Genomic DNA, 20,692 nt, shown 5'->3' on the forward strand with positions numbered 1-20,692 from the left:
TGCTGCCCTCCCCTTTCAGGCCGTCGCGATGGCGTTGGAGAAGGACGGGTTCAGGAAGGTGTCGAAATTCGGCAGGCGGCGGATCTGGCGCAGCTGCAGCATCTGCTCGGCATAGGTGCGGGACTGGCGCAGCACGGTGTCGTCCAGCTTCCAGATGTATTCGACATTGCCCGCGCCCAGCGCCTGCTGCACGGCGGCGCGCGGCGCGCCCAGGATGCGGACCGTGGCCTCCGCCACCTCGGCCGGGTTCGCCTTCATGTATTCGCTGGCCTGCCGATGGATGTTCAGCATGGTGCGGACCAGCGCCGGGTCGTTCTTGATGAGATCCTCGCTGGTGCCGAAGATCATGTTCAGCCCGCCCATGGCGGTGCCGTAGGGGTATTCCACCAGCTGCCCGACGCCGGAGGAGATGGAGAGGCCCGGCCCAGGCTCCGCGCCCACATAGGCGTCGATATCGCCGCGGGACAGCATGGCGTGCATCTCGCCGAAGGGCACGCGGACCGGCGTGATGTCGCGCACGGACATGCCGGATTCGCGCAGGCGTTCCAGGATGAACACCTCCTGCGTCGAGCCCGGCCAGATGCCGATGCGCTTGCCGCGCAGATCGGCCAGGGCGCGCAGCGGGCCGCCGGCCTTGCTCACCACGCCCATGCCCTTGTTGCAGAAGGCGCCGACGACGACCACCGGCTCACCCGCCGCGGCGCCCAGCGTGGCCGCGGCGATGCCGAAGCCGCCGCAGGCGACGGAGCCGGTGACCACGGCGTTCTTACCATCGGTCGGGCTGTCGAAGGTGATGATCTCGATGGTCAGGCCGGCGGGGGCGAAGCGCTGGTAGAAATGCGGCGTCATCGAATGGATCAGGCGCAGCGAGCCCATCTTCACCGTGCGCGCGGCCTGCGCATTGGCGATGTGGGGCGCGGCAAGCGCGGCGGCGGAGGCGGCGAGCAGATGGCGGCGACGGATCATGGTCTGGTCTCCCTGTTTCAGGCGGCGTCGTTCAAGCGGGGGCGAGGCTGGCGATGAAGGCGCGCCAGCCGCCAAATCGAGAAATGTCCTCGGCCCCGTGCAGGCCTTCCGGCTCCACGAGGAAGCCCTTGGGCGTGCTGCCATCGGCCAGGCGCAGCGTGCCGATGCAGAGCGGGGACGGGATGGCGGCGACGAAGCGGCCGAAGCCCTCCGCCGGCAGCGCCCAGACCTCGGTGGCGATGGCAGCCCCCTGCGCCACGCGCAGCAGGCCGGGACGGCGCGGCGGGCCGCCGGCGATGGCGAAAAGGCGGTAGCAGGGCTCGGTCTGCACGGCGCGGCGCAGTTCGGCACCCTCGCGCAGCAATTCGCGGTTCAGCGCCATGCCGGACAGATGCGCGCCGACGACGCAGATCTCGATCATGCCATCACCTGCATCAGCTTTGCGCCGGTGGCGGCGAGCGCGGCATCGCTGGCGCGGGGGCCGATCAACGTGACGCCGAAGGGCAGCCCATCCGGCCGCCGCATCGCCGGCACGGCGAGTGCCGCCAGATCCAGCAGGTTGACGAAATTGGTGTAGGTGCCGAGGCGGGCATTGGGGCCGATGGGGTCGGCCTCCAGCTCCGCCAGGGTGGGGAAGTTGGGCGCGGTGGGTACCAGCAGCGCCTCCATCCGCCCCCAGGCCGGCAGCGTCGCCAGGCGCAGGGCGGCCAGGCGGTGCAGGCCGGCGAAGGCGTCCGTGGCGGTGAAGCGGGCGGCGCCGGCCAGGATGCGCTGCGTCACGGGGTGCATCGCCGCGCGCGGCACCAGATGGCCGAAAGCGGCATCGCGTTCGGCGACGAAGGCACCCTCGTAAAGCAGGCGCGCCACCTCCAGGAATGGCGTGAGGTCGAACTCCTCGATCGCCACATGCGGGGCGATGCGGGCGAGGCTTGCCTCCCACGCCGCGCGCTGCTCCGCGCCATCCAGGTGCAGGTCCGTGGCGCGCGGAATGCCGAGGCGCGTCAGCGCCGCGCCCGGCGTGCCGAGGGCGATCGGGCGGGACCATGGGTCGCGGTCATCCGCGCCCGCCATCACCGCATAGGCGGCCCAGGCATCGGCCACGCTGTGGGCGAAGACGGAGATGCAATCCAGGCTCGGGCAGGCCGGCACCACGCCGCGGGAGGGAATGGCGCCGACCGAGGGCTTCAGCCCGACCAGCCCGTTCAGCGCCGCCGGCACGCGGCCCGATCCCGCCGTATCCGTGCCGAGCGCCAGCAGCGCCAGCCCCTGCGCCACCGCGACGGCCGAGCCGGAGGAGGACCCGCCCGGCACGCGGTCCGGCGCGCAGGCGTTGCGCGGGATGGGATGCGGCGTGCGGGTGCCGACCAGGCCGGTGGCGAACTGGTCGAGGTTGGTCTTGCCGATGACCAGCGCCCCGGCCGCCAGCAGCCTGGCCACGGCGGGGGCGCTTTCGGCCGGCAGATGGGCGAAATCCGGGCAGGCGGCAGAGGTCGGCATGCCCGCGACGTCGATATTGTCCTTCACCGCCACCGGCACCCCCCAGAGCGGGAAGCGCGCCGGATCGAATGGCGGCAGGGCGGCGGCAGCGGCCTGCAGCGCCGCGGGGTCCGGCTGGTGCAGGAAGATGCCCGGATCGGCCAGCGCTTCATGCCGGGCGGACAGGGAATCGAGCAGAGAGGCCGGCGTCAGCCCGGCGGCATAGGCGGCGTGCAGCGCGGCGATGCCGGCGGGCAGGCTCGGCGCGGTCATGGGTGGCTTGGGTGTGACATCGCACGCAGCCAAGCAAGGCGCGTGCCGCCGTCGGCCGTGTTGCGAATCAGGTGCTTAGCGGGTGGGTTGATCCATCATGTATGCAATCACGCCCTTCAAGCAGGATTCCGCCCAATATTCAGGCAGCGCTAGGGCGCCGCAGGGCCTCCGCCATCGTCGCCCAGGTCTGCTCCGTCAGCCCGATATGGGTGCGGATCATCGCCGCCGCCCCCGCCGCATCGCCGCGCTGGATCGCGGTCAGGATCGCGCCATGCTCCGCATGCGACCGCCGCAGCCGGTCCGGCGCCTCCAGCTGCGCGGCGCGGAAGGGGGCCAGGCGGCGGCGCGTGGCGGTGGCCAGCTCGCCCAGATAGCCGTTATGGGCGCCCAGATAGAGCAGGTGGTGGAAGGCCACATTGGCGGCGCGATAGGCAGCGACATCGCCGGCGCGCACCATGGCGGCCATCGCGGCGTGCTGGCGTTCCAGCCCGCGCCGTTCCTCCGGCGTCATCGCGAGCGCAGCCAGGGCGGCGGCCATCGCCTCCAGCTCCGCCATCACCAGGAACATCTCGGCAAGCTGGGTCGCGTCCGGAATCGCGACCACGGCGCCGCGGCGGGGGGCGACCTGCACCAGGCCAGTGGGGGCCAATTGCCGCAGCGCTTCCCGCACCGGGGTGCGGCTGCTGCCATGGGCGCGGGCCAGGCCGACCTCATCCAGCGGCGTGCCGGGCTTGAGGCGGCCGGCGACGATATCCTCCGCCAGGCTGGCGGCAATCGCCTCCGCCCGCGTGGGGCGGGGCGGTGGCGGGGTGGGGCTGGTGCTCCGGCGGGGCATGGGCCGGTTGTGCCGTGCCGCAGCCCTGCCCGTCCAGCCGCCGGCGCGCTTCTAGCGGAAGGGGAAGGGATACATCAGCCCGCCGCGGCGCCACAGGTCGGACAGGCCGCGATCGAGGCCGATGGGAGAGCCCTCGCCCAGGTTGCGGTCGAAGATCTCGCCGTAATTGCCGACCTGGCGGATTGCCTCCGCCGCCCAGGTGTCGCGCAGGCCGAGCGCGGCGCCGAGGCCCGGGTCCAGGCCGATCAGGAAGCGGACCTCGGAATCATCCGAGCCCAGCGCGGCCTCCAGCGTGCCGCTGCTGATCTCCAGCTCCTCCGCCGCCACCAGCGCATGCAGGGTCCAGGAGACGATCTCGCGCCAGCGCTCGTCACCGCCGCGAACGAAGGGGGTCAGCGGCTCCCGGCTCAGGCGTTCGGACAGCAGCAGGGCGCCGGCCGGGTCGGGCAGATCCGTGGCGCGCAGCGTGGCGAGCGCGGCGGCATCGGCGGTGACGGCATCGCAGCTGCCGTTCTTGAAGCCATCCATCAGCGCCGTGCCGCTCTGCGTCGTCACCACCGGCACCACGGTGATGCCGGCGCGGCCGGCGGCATTGCGGAGGATGCGCTGGCTGGCATCGACCGTCGCGGCGGCGACGCAGATGCGCTTACCGTCGAGCTGCGCGAAATTGGCGATGCCGGCATCGGTGCGCACCAGCACTGCCTGCCCATCATACAGCAGCACACCGGTCGGTGCGATGTTGCGGCCGGCATCGCGCATCGCGGTCGCCGTCAGGTTGCTGGACAGAAGATCCACCCGCCCGGATTCCAGCCCAGCCAGCCCGGCCTCCACGGAATTGGCGGTGACGAACTCGACCAGCTCCCGGTCGCCCAGCACGGCGGCGGCGATGGCGCGGCAGAAATCCGCGTCCATTCCGCGCATGTTGCCGTCCGTATCCTGCGCGGAGAAGCCGGGCAGCTGGCCGAAGACACCGCAGCGGACGGTCTGGCGCTGGCGCACCGCATCCAGCGTCTGGGCCGCGGCCGTGCCGGCCAGCGCAAACAGCGTGAGAAGGCCGATAAGGCAGCGGCGCATGGCGATGTTCCGATCCAGGAAGGGGCGCGGCATGTGTTTCAGCATCCGGAGGCTGCGATGCGGCAGACGATGCCGGAGCCGCCACGCTCCGCCACCCGGCATTGCTGCAGCGCCTGCGCCTCCGCCTGTTCGCGGGTCTGGCCGGCGCCGGCGGCGGTGCGCCGCAATGCCGGCGGCGCCCCGCTGACGGCCTGGGCCAGCGCCCCGCAGGCATTGGGGAAATCCAGCGTGATGCGGCACTGGTTGCGGCCGACCACCGCCTCGCAGGCGCGGATCGCCGCCATGCTGGCCGCCAGGCGGTCCTGTTGGCCGCTGGTGAAGCCGAAGGCGGTGGAGGGCGGCTCCGCCGTGTAGATGAAGCCGAAGCGACCGCGGATCGCCGCCGCGGTGCCGCGCGGGATCGGCGCCGCCGCATGGGTCATGTTGCCCTGGGCGCAGTTCTGTTGGCAGGCATTCACCAATCCGCGCGGCTGCGTGGCGCAGTCCCGGCGGCAGGATTGCGGGATGCTGGCCGGGCGCGCGGCCACCCTTGCCGGCGCCGGGGCACCAACGCCGAGCGGCCCGAAGCAGGCCCCGGCAGCCGGGCCGGATGACAGGCCGCAGGCGAAAAGTCGCGGGGCGCCCCAGCGCTGCGACGGCAGGGCGATGCGCCACGGCCCGCCATCCCGGCATTGCAGGTCCCAATAGGCGGTGCGGTCGCGGCCGAGGCCGGCGGCATAGAGGTTGGTCACCTCCGAGCAGGCCAGGCCGTTGGTCCGCAGCAGGCTGCGAAGCGCTTCCCTCTGTCCGGCCGGGTTGCGGGCCAGCAGCGCGTCATTCGCAGGGTTGCCGGTCTGCGCCATGGCGGGCGGCGCCGCCAGGGGCGCAAGAAGCGCGAACAGACCCGCCATTGCCAGCACAGCCCATCGCATCGCCTGAACCCCCAACGTCCTGCAGCCGGCCATGCGCCCAGGTGTCGCGCTTCATTACGCCAAGCGCAAGTCCCGAAAAGCCAAGGAAATGCAAAGACGTGCACCGGATGTCCCGGGTGCGGCACGGGGCGATCCGGGTATCCGGTTTTGCGGCAGGTGAGACACGCGCACCGCTCGTGCGGGTTGTGTTCGCCGCCCACCCCACGCGGGCCCCGTGCAAGCCCGCCGCCTGTCCCGTCCTGGCCCCGGGATGCTATAGGCAGGCGGCGATGCAGACGGAGCGGATGGCATGAAGACGCGCGCAGCAGTGGCCTGGGCGGCCGGCAAGCCCCTTTCGGTGACGGAAGTGGAGATCGGCGGCCCCAAGGCCGGGGAGGTCCTGATGGAGGTCAAGGCCACCGGCCTGTGCCACACGGACCTCTACACCCTGTCCGGCGCGGACCCGGAGGGGCTGTTCCCCGCGATCCTGGGCCATGAAGGCGCCGGGATCGTGCGGGAAGTGGGCGCGGGCGTCACCAGCGTGAAGCCGGGCGACCATGTGATCCCGCTCTACACGCCGGAATGCCGGCAGTGCAAAACCTGCCTCAGCCAGCGGTCCAACCTGTGCACCGCCATCCGTGGCACCCAGGGCCGCGGCGTGATGCCCAATGGCACCAGCCGCTTCTCCTGCGAGGGCGCGCCGGTGATGCACTACATGGGCTGCTCCACCTTCGCGAACTACACGATCCTGCCCGAGATCGCGGTCGCCAAGGTCCGCGAGGACGCGCCATTCGAGAAGATCTGCTACATCGGCTGCGGCGTGACGACGGGCATTGGCGCTGTCATCAACACCGCCAAGGTCTGGCCCGGCGCCAACGTCGCGGTGTTCGGCCTGGGCGGCATCGGGCTGAACGTGATCCAGGGCGCCCGCATGGTTGGCGCCGATAAGATCATCGGCATCGACCTGAATCACGGGCGTGAGGAAATGGCCCGGAAGTTCGGCATGACCGACTTCATCAACCCCAACAAGATCGGCCACGACAAGGTGGTGCAGGCGATCGTCGACCTGACCGGCGGCGGCGCCGATTTTTCATTCGAGTGCATCGGCAATGTGAAGGTCATGCGCCAGGCGCTGGAATGCACGCATCGCGGCTGGGGCGAGTCGATCATCATCGGCGTGGCCGGTGCGGGGCAGGAGATTTCGACGCGGCCCTTCCAGCTGGTCACCGGCCGGTCCTGGCGCGGCACGGCCTTCGGCGGCGCCCGCGGGCGGACCGATGTGCCGAAGATCGTCGACTGGTACATGCAGGGCAAGATCGACATCGACAGCCTGATCACCCATGTGATGCCGCTGGACGAGATCAACCATGGCTTCGAGCTGATGGAACGCGGCGAGTCCATCCGGTCGGTCGTGGTGTACTGAGGGACCAATGCTGAGGCTGACTGAAATCAAGCTGCCGCTGGACCACCCTGAAGGGGCGGTCCAGCAGGCACTCTGCGCGGCGCTCGGGCTGCGGGCGGAGGCGGTGCGCGACATCACCATCGCCCGCCGCGCCTGGGACGCGCGCAAGCGGTCGGCCATTCTTTTGGTTTACTCGGTGGATTTCTGCGTCGATGACGAGGCGGCGCTGCTGCGGCGTGCGGCGGCGGACAAGGTGCTGGCGCGGACGCTGATCCGCACGCCGGATACCAGCTACCGGCCCGTCGCGCAGGCCCCTGCCCGGCTGCCGGCCCGCCCCGTCGTGATCGGTACCGGGCCCTGCGGCATCTTCGCCGCGCTGATCCTGGCGGAGATGGGTTTTCGCCCGATCATACTGGACCGCGGCAAGGTGGTTCGGGAACGCACCAAGGACACCTGGGGCCTGTGGCGCCGCAACCAGCTGGTGCCAGAGAGCAACGTGCAGTTCGGCGAGGGCGGCGCCGGCACCTTCTCCGACGGCAAGCTGTGGTCCGGCATCAAGGACCCGCAGCATCTCGGCCGCAAGGTGCTGACGGAATTCGTGGCCGCCGGGGCGCCGGAGGAGATCCTGTATGTGGCGAAGCCGCATATCGGCACCTTCCGCCTCGTGACGATGGTGGAAAGCCTGCGCGCGAAGATCGAGGCGATGGGCGGCGAATACCGCTTCGGCACCAAGGTGGTGGATTTCCTGGTCGAGACCGGGCGCGACGGACAGCGCCGCATGCGCGGCGTGGTGACGGAGAGCGGCGAGACGATCGAGACGCAGCATGTCGTACTCGCCATCGGCCACTCCGCCCGCGACACCTTCGCGCAGCTGCACGCGGCCGGCGTCTTCGTCGAAGCAAAGCCCTTCTCGATCGGCCTGCGGATCGAGCATCCGCAATCCATCATCGACCGCGCCCGTTTCGGCCACTTCGCCGGCAACCCGATCCTAGGCGCGGCGGACTACAAGCTGGTGCATCACTGCGCGAATGGCCGCAGCGTCTATTCATTCTGCATGTGCCCGGGCGGCACGGTGGTGGCAGCCGCCAGCGAGCCGGGGCGCCTCGTGACCAATGGCATGAGCCAGTATTCGCGGGCCGAGCGCAACGCCAATGCCGGCATCGTCGTCGGCATCACGCCGGAGGTGGATTTCCCCGGCGACCCGTTGGCTGGCATCGCCCTGCAGCGGCACTGGGAGGAACGCGCCTTCGTGGCCGGCGGCAGCAATTACTGCGCCCCTGCGCAGCTGGTCGGCGATTTCCTCGCGGGGCGTGCTTCGACCAGCCTCGGCGCCGTGGTGCCCAGCTACAAGCCGGGCGTGACGCCGACCGACCTCGCGACCTGCCTGCCGGATTTCGCGGTGGCGGCGATGCGGGAGGCGCTGCCGGCCTTCGGCAAGCAGATCCGCGGCTTCGACATGGCGGAAGCGGTGATGACGGGGGTGGAGACGCGCACCTCCTCCCCCATCCGCATCCGCCGAGATGCCGCCTTCCGCAGCGTGAACACGCTCGGCCTGTATCCGGCGGGCGAAGGCGCGGGCTATGCGGGCGGCATCTTCTCCGCCGGCGTGGACGGCATCCGCGTGGCGGAGGCGGTGGGGCGGGACATGGCCGGGCTGGCGGAAGCCGCCTGATGACGCATTTCGATGTGGTGGTGCTGGGCGCCGGTGCGGCCGGCCTGTTCGCCGCCATGCGCGCGGGCCAGCGCGGGCGGCGCGTGCTGCTGCTGGATCATGCGGAGGCGGCGGGGAAGAAAATTCTTATCTCCGGCGGCGGGCGCTGCAATTTCACCAATACGGGCTGCGTGCCGGAGCGCTTTCTCTCGGCCAATCCGCATTTCGCGCGGTCCGCCCTGGCCCGCTACACGCAGCACGACTTCATCGGCCTGGTCCGCAAGCACGGCATCCCGTTCCACGAGAAGACGCTGGGGCAATTGTTCTGCGACGGATCGGCGCGAGCCATCGTCGCGATGCTGCTGGCGGAGTGTTCGGCGGCGGGCGTGGACCTTCGCCTGTCGCACCGCATCACCGACCTCACCCGCGACGACCGCTTCCGCATCACAACCGACCGCGGCGGCTTCACCGCGGACAGCCTGGTGCTGGCCACCGGTGGCCTGTCCATCCCGAAGATGGGCGCCACCGGCTTCGCGCATGATGTGGCGCGCCGCTTCGGGCTGAAGCTGGTGGCGCCGCGCCCCGGCCTGGTGCCGCTGACCTTCGCCGGCGACCTGCTGGCGCTGATGCAGCCGCTGTCGGGAGTCGCCCTGGAGGCCGTGGCCAAGGCCGGCAAGGCAGCGTTCCGGGAGGCGCTGCTCTTCACCCATCGCGGCCTGTCCGGCCCCGCCATCCTGCAGGCCTCCTCCTATTGGCAAGAAGGCCAGGCCATCACGCTGGACTTGGCACCGGAACGCGACGCCACGGCCCTGCTGCTGGCCGGCAAGCGGGCCCGGCCGAAGGCGGAGCCGAAGACGATCCTGGGCGAGTTCCTGCCCTCACGCCTGGCGCAGGCAATGGCCGCGCTGCACCTGCCGCCGCGGGTGATCGGGGAAGTCGGCGATGCGCCGCTGAAGGCGCTCGGCGCGCTGCTCAAGGCCTGGCGGCTGGAGCCCTCGGGCAGCGAGGGCTATGCGAAGGCGGAGGTGACGCTGGGCGGGATCGACACCGCCGGCCTGTCATCTCAGACCATGATGGCGAAGGACATACCCGGCCTGTTCGCGGTGGGCGAGGCGGTGGATGTGACCGGCTGGCTCGGCGGCTACAATTTTCAATGGGCCTGGTCGAGCGGCTGGGTCGCCGGCGAGTCCGCCTGAAGCGCCTGGGAGAAACGCAGCAGGTAGCCATCCGGGTCCTGCACCAGGAATTGCCGCACGCCGATCTCGCCATCATCCACGCGGTACCATGTCTCCTCGACGTCCAGGTAGAGCGGCCAGCCTGCCGCCTCCAGCTTCGCCAGGATCGGGTCCACCTGCGCCACGGTAATCTGGAAATTGATGCCGCGCCCGAAGGGCTTCTCCATCGCCCCAGTGAGCCAGCGGCGCTCCGGGCCCGCGGCTTCCTCCAGCATCACCTGTGCCCCGTCGCGGTCGAGATAGGCGAAGCGGTCCTCCGGCCGGTCGTAGGCGATGCGAAAGCCGCAGAGCCCGCACCAGAAGCGCAGGCTGGCCGCCAGGTCGGCGACCAGCAGTTCCGGAACCAGGAGGGCCCGCTGCATCACGCGATGGACGCCACCACCAGCATCAGCGCCGCCATGGCGACACCCGCGACCCGCACGACAAGCTGGTTGGTGATGGCGCGTGCGCCGAATACACCGAGCGCATGCAGTGCGGCCGTGGCGACGATGAAGCCTGCCGCGTAGCCGAGCGCGCCTTGCCCGCCGAGTTCCGTGCCATGCGCATGGCCATGCAGCAGCCCGAACACCGCCACCAGCGGCACCGCGGCCGCAAGTGGGAAGCGCGCCGCGGCGGCAACCAGGGCGCCGAGGATGATAACGGAGGCGAGGATGCCGGCCTCCACCATCGGCAGGCCGATACCACCGGCGCCGAGCCCGAAGCCCACCACCATGGCGCCGAGGAAGCCGGCCGGCAGCGCCCAGGTCGCGCGGCCCGCCAGCAGCCCGGCCCAGAGGCCAACGGCGACCATGGCCAGCACATGGTCCAGCCCGCCTACCGGGTGCAGGAAGCCGGCGAGGAAGCCGTGCACATGCGCGCCGCCCTCATGCGCCAGCGCAGGCATCGGCGCCAGCAGCGCCGCCAGGGTGAGAAGGCGGCGCATCACGCGATGCCACCGGATTTGAGGATGAAGGCTGCGATGTCGGACACGCCCTGGTTCTCCTTGAGATTGGTAAAAATAAAAGGCCGCACGCCGCGCATCTTCTTCGCGTCGCGATCCATGACGGACAAGTCGGCGCCAACCAGTGGTGCCAGATCGGTCTTGTTGATGACAAGCAGGTCGGAGCGCGTGATGCCCGGCCCACCCTTGCGCGGGATCTTGTCGCCGGCCGAGACATCGATGACGTAGATCGTCAGGTCGGCCAGCTCCGGGCTGAAGGTCGCTGCCAGATTGTCGCCGCCGGATTCGATGAACAGGATCTCCAACGCGGGGAATCGGGCGTACATTTCCGCCACGGCCGCCAGGTTGATCGAGGCATCCTCGCGGATCGCGGTGTGCGGACAACCGCCGGTCTCGACGCCCATGATGCGGTCCGCGGCCAGGGCGCCGGAGCGGGTGAGGAACTCGGCATCCTCGCGCGTGTAGATGTCGTTGGTGATTGCGGCGACGTCATGCGCATCCCGCATCGCCTTGCACAGGCGATCGACCAGGGCGGTCTTGCCGGAACCGACGGGGCCGCCGATGCCGACGCGGAAGGGGCCGTTACTCATGAGCGGAAAAGCCTCGTGTATTGCGTCTCGTGGCGCAGGGAGAACAGGTCGATGATGGGCGCGGCGCCGCCAACTTCATCGGCGTCGGTCACGGCCAGCGCGGCGTCCGTGGCGGCAGTAATGGCGGGCAGCAGCGCGGCCGTCGCGACCTGGCCATCCGTCTGGCCGAGCGGCACCACGCGCACGCCGGCGGAGACCAGATTGGCCGCGAAGGCGGCGAGCCAGGCGAAACAGGATTCGCGCAGTGGCATCGTGTGGAAGCCAGCAGCGGCGCCGAAGGCAACGGCATGCGTCAGGCGCCCAATGTGGCGAGCGGAAAAAGCGGAAAAGTCCGGCTGCGGCCAGGCGGCGTTGGTGGCCAGCGCGAAGGCGCCTCCGGGCTGCGTAGCTTCCAGCGCGAGTTCGGCGGTGCCGCGCATGGCCGCGGCGAGTTCCACCAGCGCATCCAGCCCTGCCGCATCCCGCGCCACGGCGGCGCGCCAGGACAGCGCCAGCAGCGCGCCATCCACCGCGCCAGCGCCGTGTGCCAGCGCCGCCTCGGCATAGGCGACGAGACCGGCGCGATCCGTCACCGCACCCTCCTCCACCGCCATCTCCAGCCCGTGGCTGTAGCTGAAGGCGCCCGTCGGATAGGCGGGCGAGAGCCAGGCCAGCAGCCGCGCCAAAGCGGGCAGGTCAGTGGTCGTGGTGATGGTCATGGTGATGACCGTGGGGATGATCCGGCAGGCGGTTGTGCTCGCCATAGGCGCCGCCCTCCGGATTGAAGGGTGCGCGCACCTTGGCCAGCGTGGCGCCGAGGCCCTCCAGCATGCGGATGATGACGTGGTCGTGCCGGATCAGGATGCGGTCGCCATCGAGCTCCGTCGGCAGGTGCCGGTTGCCGAGATGCCAGGCGAGGCGCAGCAGCTTCGCCGGGCTGTCGGCGGTGACGGAAACCAGATCCTCCGCCGCCGCGCGCAGGCGGATGAAGCCGCCGGAGTCCAGTTCCAGACCATCGCCATCCCGCATCACCGTGGCTTCCGCCAGATCCAGCAGGAAGCTTCCGCCGCCATCGGTCAGGTAGACCTTGCGGCGGCGGAAGCGGTCATCGAAGTCGACGGTCACGGTATCCTTCGCCGAGTCCTCCGGCCAGCTTCCGGCGGGGTGGACGGCAATGGCGCGGGCTTGCGACATGAGTGCTCTCAGAACAGGAAGTAGCGCTGCGCCATCGGCAGCACGGTGGCGGGTTCGCAGACCAGAAGCTCGCCATCGGCGCGGACTTCGTAAGTTTCGGCATCCACCTCGATCCGCGGCAGCGCATCATTCAGCACCATGTCGCGCTTCCCGATGTTGCGGGTATTCGCCACCGCCAGCATGGGCCGCTGCAGGCCAAGCCGTTCAGCGATGCCGGCATCGAGCGCCGCCTGGCTGGTGAATGTGACGGAGGACAGCGTATTGGCGCGGCCATAGGCGCCGAACATCGGGCGGTAGCGGATCGGCTGCGGCGTGGGGATGGAGGCGTTGGGATCACCCATCGGCGCCATGGCGATGCTACCGCATTTCAGCACGTAGTCCGGCTTCACGCCGAAGAAGGCCGGCGACCACAGCACGAGGTCCGCCAGCTTGCCCACCGCGATGCTGCCGACATGCGTCGCGATGCCTTGCGCGATGGCCGGGTTGATCGTGTATTTGGCAATGTAGCGGCGGACGCGGAGATTGTCGTTGTCGCCCGTCTCGCCCGGCAGCCGGCCGCGCTGCTGCTTCATCTTATGCGCGGTCTGCCAGGTACGGATGATGACCTCGCCGACCCGCCCCATCGCCTGGCTGTCGGAGGACATCATGCTGATGGCGCCGAGGTCGTGCAGGATGTCCTCCGCCGCGATCGTCTCCTTGCGGATGCGCGATTCCGCGAAGGCCACGTCCTCCGGAATGCGCGGGTCGAGGTGATGGCAGACCATCAGCATGTCGAGATGCTCATCCACGGTGTTCTTCGTGTAGGGCATCGTCGGGTTGGTGGAGGAGGGCAGGAAGTTCGGCTCGCCGATCACCTTCAGGATGTCCGGCGCATGGCCGCCACCGGCGCCCTCCGTATGGAAGGCCTGGATGGCGCGGCCGCCGATGGCGCGGATCGTGTCCTCCACGAAGCCGCTTTCGTTCAGCGTGTCCGAGTGAATGGCGACCTGGATGTCGAATTCATCCGCCACCTTCAGGCAGGTGTCGATCGCCTTGGGCGTGGTGCCCCAATCCTCATGCAGCTTCAGGCCGCAGGCGCCGGCGCGGATCTGTTCCTCCAGCGCCGCAGGCAGCGCGGCATTGCCCTTGCCGAGAAAGCCGAGATTCATTGGAAAGGCTTCCGCCGCCTGCAGCATGCGCGCCAGATGCCACGGCCCCGGCGTGGCGGTGGTGGCCAGCGTGCCGTGCGCCGGGCCAGTGCCGCCGCCGAACATGGTGGTGACGCCGGAGACCAGCGCCTCCTCGATCTGCTGCGGGCAGATGAAGTGGATATGCGGGTCGATGCCACCGGCCGTCAGGATGCGGCCCTCGCCGGCCAGCACTTCGGTCCCCGGGCCTATGATGATGGTGACACCCGGCTGCGTATCCGGATTGCCGGCCTTGCCGATGCTGTGGATCAACCCGTCCTTGAGGCCCACATCGGCCTTGTAGATGCCGCTGTGGTCGAGGATGAGCGCATTGGTGATGACGGTGTCCACCGCGCCGTTGGCACGCGTCACCTGCGACTGGCCCATGCCATCCCGAATGACCTTGCCGCCGCCGAACTTCACCTCCTCGCCGTAGGTGGTGAGGTCGCGCTCGACCTCGATGATCAGGTCGGTATCCGCCAGGCGCAGGCGGTCGCCGGTGGTCGGGCCATACATGCCGGCATAGGCACGGCGGGAGAGCTTCGCGGGCATCAGAGCTTCCCCTCCGTCTCGCCGCGGAAGCCATGCACGATGCGCGCGCCGGCATAGGGCACCAGGCGCACGCTGCGCGCCTGCCCCGGTTCGAACCGCACCGCGGTGCCGGCGGGAATGTCCAGCCGCTGCCCATGTGCCGCCGCACGGTCGAAGCGCAGCGCCGGGTTGGTCTCCGCGAAATGGTAGTGGCTGCCGACCTGGATCGGACGGTCGCCGGTATTGGCGACCTCGATCTCCGTCGTCGGCCGGCCGGCGTTGAGTTCGATTTCGCCCGCCGCTGGGAACAGCTCACCGGGGATCATTCTGGCGATCCGATTCACGCTCCGCTCCTCGCTTCGCCGCGAGGCTCCGCGACCGGATCGCGGATCGGCTCATGCACGGTGACGAGCTTGGTGCCGTCGGGGAAGGTGGCTTCCACCTGGATCTCGTGGATCATCTCGGCAATGCCCTCCATCACCTGGTCGCGGGTGATCACCGTTGCGCCGTCGCGCATCAGCTCCGCCACGCTGCGGCCATCGCGGGCGCCTTCCACCACATAGTCAGTGATCAGCGCCACGGCTTCCGGGTGGTTGAGCTTCACGCCACGCTCCAGCCGCCGTCGCGCGACGGTGGCCGCCATGGCGACCAGCAGCTTGTCCTTCTCACGCGGCGTCAGGTTCATGCGTCACCTCCGACTCGAGACAAGCATGGCGCATGCCACCTCATGCACGCCAGAGCCTCGGCAGCTTCGCCGGCAGGCCGAGCGCGGCGGCGCGCAGGCCGATGATCGCCGCACCAAGCGCAGCGCGCACGGCCCCGGCCTCACCGAGCCAGCGCGCCACCAGCAGGCCCGGCGCGACCAGCCCCGCCCCACCCTGCGCCAGGTCTCGCGCCAGTTCGCGATGGGCGAGCGCTTCCGGCATGGCCAGCACCAGGGTCGCCATGGCGCCGGCGCCATCCAGCGTGAAACGGTGACCGAGCGCGCCTGGGTCCAGCCGCAGCGCGTCCACCCATAGCAGGCGTCCGTCGCGCACTATGCGCCAGCGGTCGCGCACTGCGCCGTGCGCGAAGACCTCGCCCCTGGCGGCCCGGCCGAAGACCAGCATCTCCACGGCCAACAGGCGGGCATCCGGTGCCAGCGCGATATCCAGGCTGCGGCGCAACCGCGCCCCATCGAACAGGATCGTCTCCTGCGGCAGCCATTCGCAGGTCGAATTCGCATCCAGCGTCAGCTGTGCTGCGATCTCCGTCTCCGGGCCCAGGCTGCGATAGATTTTCTCGGCGGCCGGCGTGGTCGCCGTGAAGCGGGCGGCACGGCCAAGTGTGATGGCGGATTGCAGCGCATCGCCGCCCGCGAGCCCGCCCGCGACGTTGACCAGCGCCGCCTGCTTCGGTTCATCCGGGTCGGCATCAGGAAACAGCACGCGCAGCGGGGCGGATTGGTAGAGATGCGCGATGCGCGCGCCACCAGGGCTCGCGACCAGGCCGAGTTCGGCACGCCCGCGGGCGCGCTGGTGCTGGGGCGCGGGGGCGGTTTCGCTGCACATCGGTCGAAACATGGCACGGCATCCCGCACACGACCAGAGATCACGCATCTGCCCAATCCGGATGCGGCCATACCGCAGGCGATGCAGGATTCGCCCATTTCGGCAGCACCACCCGGGTGATCGTTGCCGGAAAGTGACGGACGCGCGCGGCAGGATCGTATGCGATGGCCGTGGCACGTATCTCGCAAAGACAGGACCTCGGGAGGCGACGGCGGCGCTGTCGCCGTGACGCAAATTCCCGAGGAGGCTTAAAAAAATGATCCATCGCATGCCCATCACGCGGCGCGCCGCGCTCGCCGGCCTCGGCAGCGTGCTCGCCGCGCCCGCCATCCGCCCCTCCTTCGCGCAATCGGCGCCGATCAAGGTGGGCGTGCTGCACTCCCTCTCCGGCACCATGGCGATCAGCGAGACCGCGCTGCGCGACACCGTGCTGATGATGGTCGAGGCGCAGAACGCCGCCGGCGGCATCCTGGGTCGCCGGCTCGAAGCCGTGGTGGTGGACCCGGCCTCCAACTGGCCGCTATTCGCCGAGAAGGCGCGTGAACTGCTCGCCGTCTCCAAGGTGGATGTCACCTTCGGCTGCTGGACCAGCGTGTCCCGCAAATCCGTGCTGCCGGTATTCGAGGAACTGAACGGCCTGCTGTTCTACCCCGTGCAGTATGAGGGCGAGGAAGAGAGCAAGAACATCTTCTACACCGGCGCCGCGCCGAACCAGCAGGCGATCCCGGCGGTGGAATACCTGATGAGCGCGGATGGCGGCGAGGCGAAGCGCATCGCGCTGCTCGGCACCGATTATGTGTATCCGCGCACCACCAACCGCATCCTGCGCGCCTTCCTGAACAGCAAGGGCATCTCCGATGCCGACATCATGGAGGAATACACCCCATTCGGGCACAGCGACTGGCAGGGCATCGTCAGCCGCGTGAAGCGCTTCGCCGGCGAGGGCAAGCGTACCGCCATCGTCTCCACCATCAATGGCGACGCCAACGTGCCCTTCTACCGCGAGCTGGGCAACCAGGGCATCAAGGCGGAGGATATTCCCTCCGTCGCCTTCAGCGTCGGTGAGGAGGAACTGGCCGGCATCGACACGCGCCCGCTGGTCGGCCACCTGGCCGCTTGGAACTACTTCATGTCCGTGGACAGCCCGGCGAACACGCAGTTCAAGACGATGTGGCAGGCCTATATCAAGAACCCGCGTCGCGTGACCAACGACCCGATGGAAGCCACCTTCACCGGCTTCAAGATGTGGGCGCAGGCCGTGGCCAAGGCCGGCACCACCGCCGTCGATCCGGTACGCACGGCGATCATCGGCCAGAAGGTCGATGCCCCCTGCGGCTATACCGAGGAGATGCATGCGAACCATCACCTGTCGAAGCCGGTGATGATCGGCGAGATCCAGGCGGATGGGCAGTTCAATATCGTCTGGAAGACGCCGACGGCGATCCCGGCCGAAAACTGGTCGCCCTTCATCCCGGAGAATGCGAACCGGCGCCGCGGCTGAAGCAGGGAAAAGGGGGGCGGCCCGCGCCGCCCTCCACCGAATTTCATGAAGCACCCGCTCCTCGCCTTCCTGCTGCTGCTGGCGCTGGCCCTGCCGGCGCGCGCGCAGGATGCAATCAGCGCCGCGCTCGAAGGGCTCGGCACCGGCTTCAACCAGACGGCGGAGGCCGTGGACCGGCTCGGCGCCAGCGGTGACCCGCGCGCCCTGCCGTTGCTGCGCGCATTGAACAACGGGCGCCTGCTGCGCCGCGCGGATGGCACGCTGCTGATCCGCGCCGAGGCCGGCGTGACGGAGGCGCTGACCGGCACACCCACCGAAGTCGCGGAAGCCACAGCGGTGCGGCTGAACAACCGCGTGCGCGTGGCGCTGCGCGGGGCGCTGGGGCGGCTGCAATTGCTCTCCCCGGACCAGGCCGAGCGCCAGGCCGCGGCGGAGGCCGTGTTCCGCAGCCGATCGGCGGATAACGTACCGCTGCTGGAAACCGCGCTGGCGCGGGAGACGGTGCCGGCGATCCGCGCGCGGATGGCGCTGGCCTTGGCCGCCTCCCGCCTGATGGCGAGCAACGCAGCGGACAAGCTGCTGGGCGTGACGGCGCTCGGCGCCACCGCCTCGCCGGAGGCACGCGCCGTGCTGCTGGAATTCCGCGGCGCCAATCCGGACATCGCCGGGCAGATCGATGAAGCCGTGGCCGCGATCGACCAGCGCCTGGCGCTGCGCCGCGCGGCGGAGACGCTGTTCCAGGGCCTCTCGCTCGGCTCCGTGCTGCTGCTGGCGGCGCTCGGCCTGGCGGTGACCTTCGGCGTGATGGGCGTGATCAACATGGCGCATGGCGAGTTCGTCATGCTCGGCGCCTACACCACCTTCATCGTGCAGGAGGCGCTGCGCGACATTCCGGCGCTGCAGCCCTGGTCGCTGCCCCTGGCCGTGCCGGCCGCCTTCCTGGTGACCGCCGCCTGCGGCGCGGCGATGGAGCGCGGGCTGATCCGCCACCTGTATGGCCGGCCGCTGGAGACGCTGCTGATGACCTTCGGCGTCGGCATGATGATCCAGCAGGCGGTGCGCCTGGTCTTCGGCGCGCAGAACCGGGAGATCATCAGCCCCGCCTGGATGCAGGGCACGCTGATGCTGCCGGGGGATATCGCGGTGACGCAGAACCGGCTGTGGATCCTGGCCTTCTCCCTGATCGTGCTCGGCCTGACGGTCGCCGCCATCCGCTTCACGCGCTTCGGGCTGGAGATGCGCGCGGTGACGCAGAAGCGCGCCATCGCCGCCTCCATGGGCATCCGCACCGGCCGCGTGGATGCGCTGACCTTCGCCTTCGGATCGGGAATCGCCGGCATCGCCGGTGTGGCGCTGAGCCAGATCGACAATGTCTCCCCCAACCTCGGCACGGGCTACATCATCGACAGCTTCCTCGTCGTCGTCTTTGGCGGCGTCGGGTCGCTGGCGGGCACGCTGGTGGGCGCCTTCGGCCTCGGCATCATCAACAAGATGCTGGAGCCCTGGGCCGGGGCGGTGCTGGCCAAGGTCTTCGTGCTGGTGGCCGTGATGCTGTTCATCCAGCGCAAGCCGCGGGGCCTGTTCGCGCAGAAGGGAAGGGCGGCGGAGGCATGAGCCTGGTGATGTCACCCCCCTCCCCGCCCACGCGGCTGCGGCTTGGCCTGCGCGCGGGGCTGATCATCTTCGTGCTGCTGCTCGGCTTCATGCCGGTGCTGAACCTGCTGCCGGCGGCGCATCCGCTGCATGTCTCGGACTTCCTTGTGTCCATCACGGGGAAATGGATCTGCTACGCCATCCTGTCGCTGTCGCTGGACCTGGCCTGGGGCTATGCGGGCATCCTCTCGCTCGGCCATGGCGCCTTCTTCGCGCTGGGCGGCTATGCGATGGGCATGCATCTGATGCGGCTGATCGGGCCGCGCGGCGTCTACGGCCATCCGGTGCTGCCGGATTTCATGGTGTTCCTCGGCTATCAGGAGCTGCCCTGGTACTGGCTGGGCTTCGACAGCTTCCCCTTCGCCATGCTGATGGTGCTGCTGGTGCCGGGCATGCTGGCGCTGGTGGTGGGCTTCCTGTCCTTCCGCAGCCGCATCACGGGCGTGTATCTTTCCATCCTGACCCAGGCGATGACCTTCGCGCTGATGCTGGCCTTCTTCCGCAACGACATGGGCCTCGGCGGCAATAACGGCTTCACGGATTTCAAGGAGCTGCTGGGCTTCCCGCTGAACACCTCCGGCGCGCGGGCCGGGCTGTTCTACGCCTCGCTGGTCGCGCTGGTGCTGTCCTTCCTGATCTGCATGCGGTTGACGCGCAGCAAATACGGCCGGGTGCTGACGGCGATCCGCGATGCCGAAAGCCGCGTGCGCTTCCTGGGCTATGACACGACCAGCCACAAGCTGTTCGCCTTCGTGCTGTCGGCGATGCTCGCGGGCCTGGCCGGCGCGCTGTATGTGCCGCAGGTCGGCATCATCAATCCTGGCGAGTTCAGCCCGACCAATTCGATCGAGGCCGTGATCTGGGTGGCCGTCGGCGGGCGCGGCACGCTGGTGGGTGCGGTGCTCGGCGCCTTCACGGTGAACGGGCTGAAGACCTGGCTGACCAGCGCGGCGCCGGATCTGTGGCTGTTCGTGCTCGGCGGGCTGTTCGTCGCGGTCACGCTGTTCCTGCCGAAGGGGCTGATCGGGCTGATGAAGGGGCGCAAGCCATGAGCGGGCGCCGCCTGTACCTGGATGGCGTCTCGGTCGTCTTCGACGGCTTCAGGGCGCTGAACAATCTTTCGCTCATTGTGGAGCCCGGTGAACTGCGCTCCGTCATCGGCCCGAACGGCGCGGGCAAGACGACGATGATGGATGTCATCACCGGCAAGACCCGGCCAACCGCCGGCCGCGTGCTGTTCGGCGAGACCGACCTGACGCGGATGGACGAGGCCGGCATCGCCAATCTCGGAATCGGGCGGAAGTTCCAGAAGCCCACCATGTTCGATGCACTGACGGTCTTCGAGAATCTAGAGCTCGCCCTGAAGGCGCCGCGCGGCCCGATCGCCTGCCTGCGCTGGAAGCTGAATGGCGAAGCGCGCACGCGGATCGAGCAGACCATGGCCGAGATCGGCCTGACGGAACGCGCGCAGGACCTGGCCGGCATCCTCAGCCACGGCCAGCGACAGTGGCTGGAGATCGGCATGCTGCTGATGCAGGACCCGGAGCTGCTGCTGGTGGATGAGCCGGTGGCCGGCATGACGGATGCCGAGACGGAGCACACCGCCGCCCTGCTGGTCCGCATCGCCGGCCGCCGCAGCGTGGTGGTGGTGGAGCATGACCTGGAATTCGTCCGCGCGCTCGGTCGGCGCGTCACCGTGCTGTGCGATGGCAGCGTGCTGTCGGAAGGCTCGATCGATCACGTGCAGAACGACCAGCGCGTGATCGAAGTGTATCTGGGGCGCTGA

The 20,692-nt window shown here is 69.5% G+C and carries 22 protein-coding genes; 7 read left to right on the forward strand and 15 right to left on the reverse strand.

From position 1 onward, the window contains the following. Window positions 1-15 precede the first annotated feature (15 nt). From HB662_RS17825 to HB662_RS17845, 6 genes are all read right to left on the reverse strand, one after another. Entirely contained in the window at window positions 16-966 is a 951-nt protein-coding gene (locus HB662_RS17825) for an ABC transporter substrate-binding protein (protein ID WP_168051169.1), read from the reverse strand. Window positions 967-997: 31 nt separating this feature from the next. After that, window positions 998-1,387 (reverse strand): allophanate hydrolase-related protein, encoded by a 390-nt coding sequence (locus tag HB662_RS29305; protein WP_245185711.1) that lies wholly within the window; start codon window positions 1,385-1,387, stop codon window positions 998-1,000. Then, window positions 1,384-2,715 (reverse strand): allophanate hydrolase, encoded by a 1,332-nt coding sequence (gene atzF, locus HB662_RS17830; protein ID WP_245185712.1) that lies wholly within the window; start codon window positions 2,713-2,715, stop codon window positions 1,384-1,386. The genes HB662_RS29305 and atzF overlap by 4 nt, the downstream gene beginning before the upstream one ends. A 139-nt stretch (window positions 2,716-2,854) precedes the next feature. Further along, window positions 2,855-3,550, reverse strand: coding sequence for a GntR family transcriptional regulator (locus HB662_RS17835; RefSeq protein ID WP_168051170.1), 696 nt, complete (start codon window positions 3,548-3,550; stop codon window positions 2,855-2,857). A 51-nt stretch (window positions 3,551-3,601) separates the two neighbouring features. Next, window positions 3,602-4,657 (reverse strand): transporter substrate-binding domain-containing protein, encoded by a 1,056-nt coding sequence (locus tag HB662_RS17840; protein WP_168051171.1) that lies wholly within the window; start codon window positions 4,655-4,657, stop codon window positions 3,602-3,604. Window positions 4,658-4,662: 5 nt separating this feature from the next. Further along, window positions 4,663-5,514 carry a DUF4189 domain-containing protein gene (locus HB662_RS17845; protein ID WP_168051172.1) on the reverse strand — a complete coding sequence of 284 codons (852 nt, stop codon included), beginning with the start codon at window positions 5,512-5,514 and terminating at the stop codon, window positions 4,663-4,665. Window positions 5,515-5,824: 310 nt separating this feature from the next. Between HB662_RS17845 and HB662_RS17850 the strand changes: the two genes are divergently transcribed. From HB662_RS17850 to HB662_RS17860, 3 genes are read left to right on the forward strand one after another with little or no spacing between them, the layout of a single operon-like run. Continuing rightward, window positions 5,825-6,937, forward strand: a complete 1,113-nt coding sequence (locus HB662_RS17850) for an S-(hydroxymethyl)glutathione dehydrogenase/class III alcohol dehydrogenase (RefSeq protein ID WP_168051173.1) — start codon at window positions 5,825-5,827, stop codon at window positions 6,935-6,937. Window positions 6,938-6,944: 7 nt separating this feature from the next. Further along, the gene (locus HB662_RS17855) at window positions 6,945-8,588 is read left to right on the forward strand and encodes an NAD(P)/FAD-dependent oxidoreductase (protein WP_168051174.1); all 1,644 of its coding nucleotides are present in this window, start codon (window positions 6,945-6,947) and stop codon (window positions 8,586-8,588) included. Next, the gene (locus HB662_RS17860; RefSeq protein WP_168051175.1) at window positions 8,588-9,763 is read left to right on the forward strand and encodes a BaiN/RdsA family NAD(P)/FAD-dependent oxidoreductase; all 1,176 of its coding nucleotides are present in this window, start codon (window positions 8,588-8,590) and stop codon (window positions 9,761-9,763) included. The genes HB662_RS17855 and HB662_RS17860 overlap by 1 nt, the downstream gene beginning before the upstream one ends. Here the strand turns inward: HB662_RS17860 and HB662_RS17865 are convergent. Genes HB662_RS17865 through HB662_RS17905 form a run of 9 tightly spaced genes read right to left on the reverse strand, consistent with a single transcriptional unit; the run spans window position 9,718 to window position 15,764 of the window. Continuing rightward, a complete protein-coding gene (locus HB662_RS17865) occupies window positions 9,718-10,164 on the reverse strand; it encodes a bleomycin resistance protein (protein ID WP_168051176.1) in 447 nt (148 codons plus the stop codon). The two genes, HB662_RS17860 and HB662_RS17865, sit on opposite strands and share 46 nt — an antisense overlap. Next, on the reverse strand, window positions 10,164-10,724 hold the full coding sequence (locus tag HB662_RS17870) for a HupE/UreJ family protein (protein ID WP_168051177.1): 561 nt from the start codon (window positions 10,722-10,724) through the stop codon (window positions 10,164-10,166). The genes HB662_RS17865 and HB662_RS17870 overlap by 1 nt, the downstream gene beginning before the upstream one ends. Beyond that, on the reverse strand, window positions 10,724-11,332 hold the full coding sequence (gene ureG / locus HB662_RS17875; protein ID WP_168051178.1) for an urease accessory protein UreG: 609 nt from the start codon (window positions 11,330-11,332) through the stop codon (window positions 10,724-10,726). The genes HB662_RS17870 and ureG overlap by 1 nt, the downstream gene beginning before the upstream one ends. Next, window positions 11,329-12,030: an urease accessory UreF family protein gene (locus HB662_RS17880; RefSeq protein ID WP_168051826.1), complete on the reverse strand. Its 702-nt coding sequence runs from the start codon at window positions 12,028-12,030 to the stop codon at window positions 11,329-11,331. Before HB662_RS17880 ends, ureG begins: the two co-directional genes overlap by 4 nt. Next, window positions 12,008-12,505, reverse strand: a complete 498-nt coding sequence (locus HB662_RS17885; RefSeq protein WP_168051179.1) for an urease accessory protein UreE — start codon at window positions 12,503-12,505, stop codon at window positions 12,008-12,010. The genes HB662_RS17880 and HB662_RS17885 overlap by 23 nt, the downstream gene beginning before the upstream one ends. Window positions 12,506-12,513: 8 nt before the next feature. Beyond that, window positions 12,514-14,223, reverse strand: coding sequence for an urease subunit alpha (ureC, locus tag HB662_RS17890; protein WP_168051180.1), 1,710 nt, complete (start codon window positions 14,221-14,223; stop codon window positions 12,514-12,516). Continuing rightward, window positions 14,223-14,528: an urease subunit beta gene (locus HB662_RS17895; RefSeq protein WP_168051181.1), complete on the reverse strand. Its 306-nt coding sequence runs from the start codon at window positions 14,526-14,528 to the stop codon at window positions 14,223-14,225. Before HB662_RS17895 ends, ureC begins: the two co-directional genes overlap by 1 nt. Window positions 14,529-14,542: 14 nt before the next feature. Continuing rightward, complete coding sequence (locus HB662_RS17900) at window positions 14,543-14,887, reverse strand: urease subunit gamma (RefSeq protein WP_168051182.1); 345 nt, start codon at window positions 14,885-14,887, stop codon at window positions 14,543-14,545. A 40-nt stretch (window positions 14,888-14,927) separates the two neighbouring features. Continuing rightward, on the reverse strand, window positions 14,928-15,764 hold the full coding sequence (locus HB662_RS17905) for an urease accessory protein UreD (protein ID WP_168051183.1): 837 nt from the start codon (window positions 15,762-15,764) through the stop codon (window positions 14,928-14,930). A gap of 244 nt (window positions 15,765-16,008) precedes the next feature. On the opposite strand from HB662_RS17905, the gene urtA reads away from it, so the two are divergent. The 4 genes from urtA to urtD all read left to right on the forward strand — a co-directional run bounded on the left by urtA (window position 16,009) and on the right by urtD (window position 20,692). Continuing rightward, window positions 16,009-17,253, forward strand: a complete 1,245-nt coding sequence (gene urtA, locus HB662_RS17910; protein ID WP_171970256.1) for an urea ABC transporter substrate-binding protein — start codon at window positions 16,009-16,011, stop codon at window positions 17,251-17,253. A gap of 45 nt (window positions 17,254-17,298) precedes the next feature. Beyond that, window positions 17,299-18,867, forward strand: a complete 1,569-nt coding sequence (gene urtB / locus HB662_RS17915) for an urea ABC transporter permease subunit UrtB (protein ID WP_168051184.1) — start codon at window positions 17,299-17,301, stop codon at window positions 18,865-18,867. Window positions 18,868-18,956: 89 nt separating this feature from the next. Beyond that, window positions 18,957-19,958 (forward strand): urea ABC transporter permease subunit UrtC, encoded by a 1,002-nt coding sequence (gene urtC, locus HB662_RS17920; RefSeq protein ID WP_456305482.1) that lies wholly within the window; start codon window positions 18,957-18,959, stop codon window positions 19,956-19,958. Continuing rightward, window positions 19,955-20,692, forward strand: a complete 738-nt coding sequence (gene urtD / locus HB662_RS17925) for an urea ABC transporter ATP-binding protein UrtD (RefSeq protein ID WP_168051186.1) — start codon at window positions 19,955-19,957, stop codon at window positions 20,690-20,692. Before urtC ends, urtD begins: the two co-directional genes overlap by 4 nt.

Origin of the sequence: Falsiroseomonas frigidaquae (assembly GCF_012163145.1) — a bacterium.
GTDB lineage: Bacteria > Pseudomonadota > Alphaproteobacteria > Acetobacterales > Acetobacteraceae > Falsiroseomonas > Falsiroseomonas frigidaquae.

What these genes read in the sequence shown, in the direction of transcription:
- HB662_RS17825 (WP_168051169.1), bottom strand. Translation starts at nt 966, where the DNA reads ATGATCCGTCGCCGCCATCTGCTCGCCGCCTCCGCCGCCGCGCTTGCC.
- HB662_RS29305 (WP_245185711.1), bottom strand. Translation starts at nt 1,387, where the DNA reads ATGATCGAGATCTGCGTCGTCGGCGCGCATCTGTCCGGCATGGCGCTG.
- atzF (WP_245185712.1), bottom strand. Translation starts at nt 2,715, where the DNA reads ATGACCGCGCCGAGCCTGCCCGCCGGCATCGCCGCGCTGCACGCCGCC.
- HB662_RS17835 (WP_168051170.1), bottom strand. Translation starts at nt 3,550, where the DNA reads ATGCCCCGCCGGAGCACCAGCCCCACCCCGCCACCGCCCCGCCCCACG.
- HB662_RS17840 (WP_168051171.1), bottom strand. Translation starts at nt 4,657, where the DNA reads ATGCCGCGCCCCTTCCTGGATCGGAACATCGCCATGCGCCGCTGCCTT.
- HB662_RS17845 (WP_168051172.1), bottom strand. Translation starts at nt 5,514, where the DNA reads ATGGCGGGTCTGTTCGCGCTTCTTGCGCCCCTGGCGGCGCCGCCCGCC.
- HB662_RS17850 (WP_168051173.1), top strand. Translation starts at nt 5,825, where the DNA reads ATGAAGACGCGCGCAGCAGTGGCCTGGGCGGCCGGCAAGCCCCTTTCG.
- HB662_RS17855 (WP_168051174.1), top strand. Translation starts at nt 6,945, where the DNA reads ATGCTGAGGCTGACTGAAATCAAGCTGCCGCTGGACCACCCTGAAGGG.
- HB662_RS17860 (WP_168051175.1), top strand. Translation starts at nt 8,588, where the DNA reads ATGACGCATTTCGATGTGGTGGTGCTGGGCGCCGGTGCGGCCGGCCTG.
- HB662_RS17865 (WP_168051176.1), bottom strand. Translation starts at nt 10,164, where the DNA reads ATGCAGCGGGCCCTCCTGGTTCCGGAACTGCTGGTCGCCGACCTGGCG.
- HB662_RS17870 (WP_168051177.1), bottom strand. Translation starts at nt 10,724, where the DNA reads ATGCGCCGCCTTCTCACCCTGGCGGCGCTGCTGGCGCCGATGCCTGCG.
- ureG (WP_168051178.1), bottom strand. Translation starts at nt 11,332, where the DNA reads ATGAGTAACGGCCCCTTCCGCGTCGGCATCGGCGGCCCCGTCGGTTCC.
- HB662_RS17880 (WP_168051826.1), bottom strand. Translation starts at nt 12,030, where the DNA reads ATGACCATCACCACGACCACTGACCTGCCCGCTTTGGCGCGGCTGCTG.
- HB662_RS17885 (WP_168051179.1), bottom strand. Translation starts at nt 12,505, where the DNA reads ATGTCGCAAGCCCGCGCCATTGCCGTCCACCCCGCCGGAAGCTGGCCG.
- ureC (WP_168051180.1), bottom strand. Translation starts at nt 14,223, where the DNA reads ATGCCCGCGAAGCTCTCCCGCCGTGCCTATGCCGGCATGTATGGCCCG.
- HB662_RS17895 (WP_168051181.1), bottom strand. Translation starts at nt 14,528, where the DNA reads ATGATCCCCGGTGAGCTGTTCCCAGCGGCGGGCGAAATCGAACTCAAC.
- HB662_RS17900 (WP_168051182.1), bottom strand. Translation starts at nt 14,887, where the DNA reads ATGAACCTGACGCCGCGTGAGAAGGACAAGCTGCTGGTCGCCATGGCG.
- HB662_RS17905 (WP_168051183.1), bottom strand. Translation starts at nt 15,764, where the DNA reads ATGTTTCGACCGATGTGCAGCGAAACCGCCCCCGCGCCCCAGCACCAG.
- urtA (WP_171970256.1), top strand. Translation starts at nt 16,009, where the DNA reads ATGATCCATCGCATGCCCATCACGCGGCGCGCCGCGCTCGCCGGCCTC.
- urtB (WP_168051184.1), top strand. Translation starts at nt 17,299, where the DNA reads ATGAAGCACCCGCTCCTCGCCTTCCTGCTGCTGCTGGCGCTGGCCCTG.
- urtC (WP_456305482.1), top strand. Translation starts at nt 18,957, where the DNA reads ATGCCGGTGCTGAACCTGCTGCCGGCGGCGCATCCGCTGCATGTCTCG.
- urtD (WP_168051186.1), top strand. Translation starts at nt 19,955, where the DNA reads ATGAGCGGGCGCCGCCTGTACCTGGATGGCGTCTCGGTCGTCTTCGAC.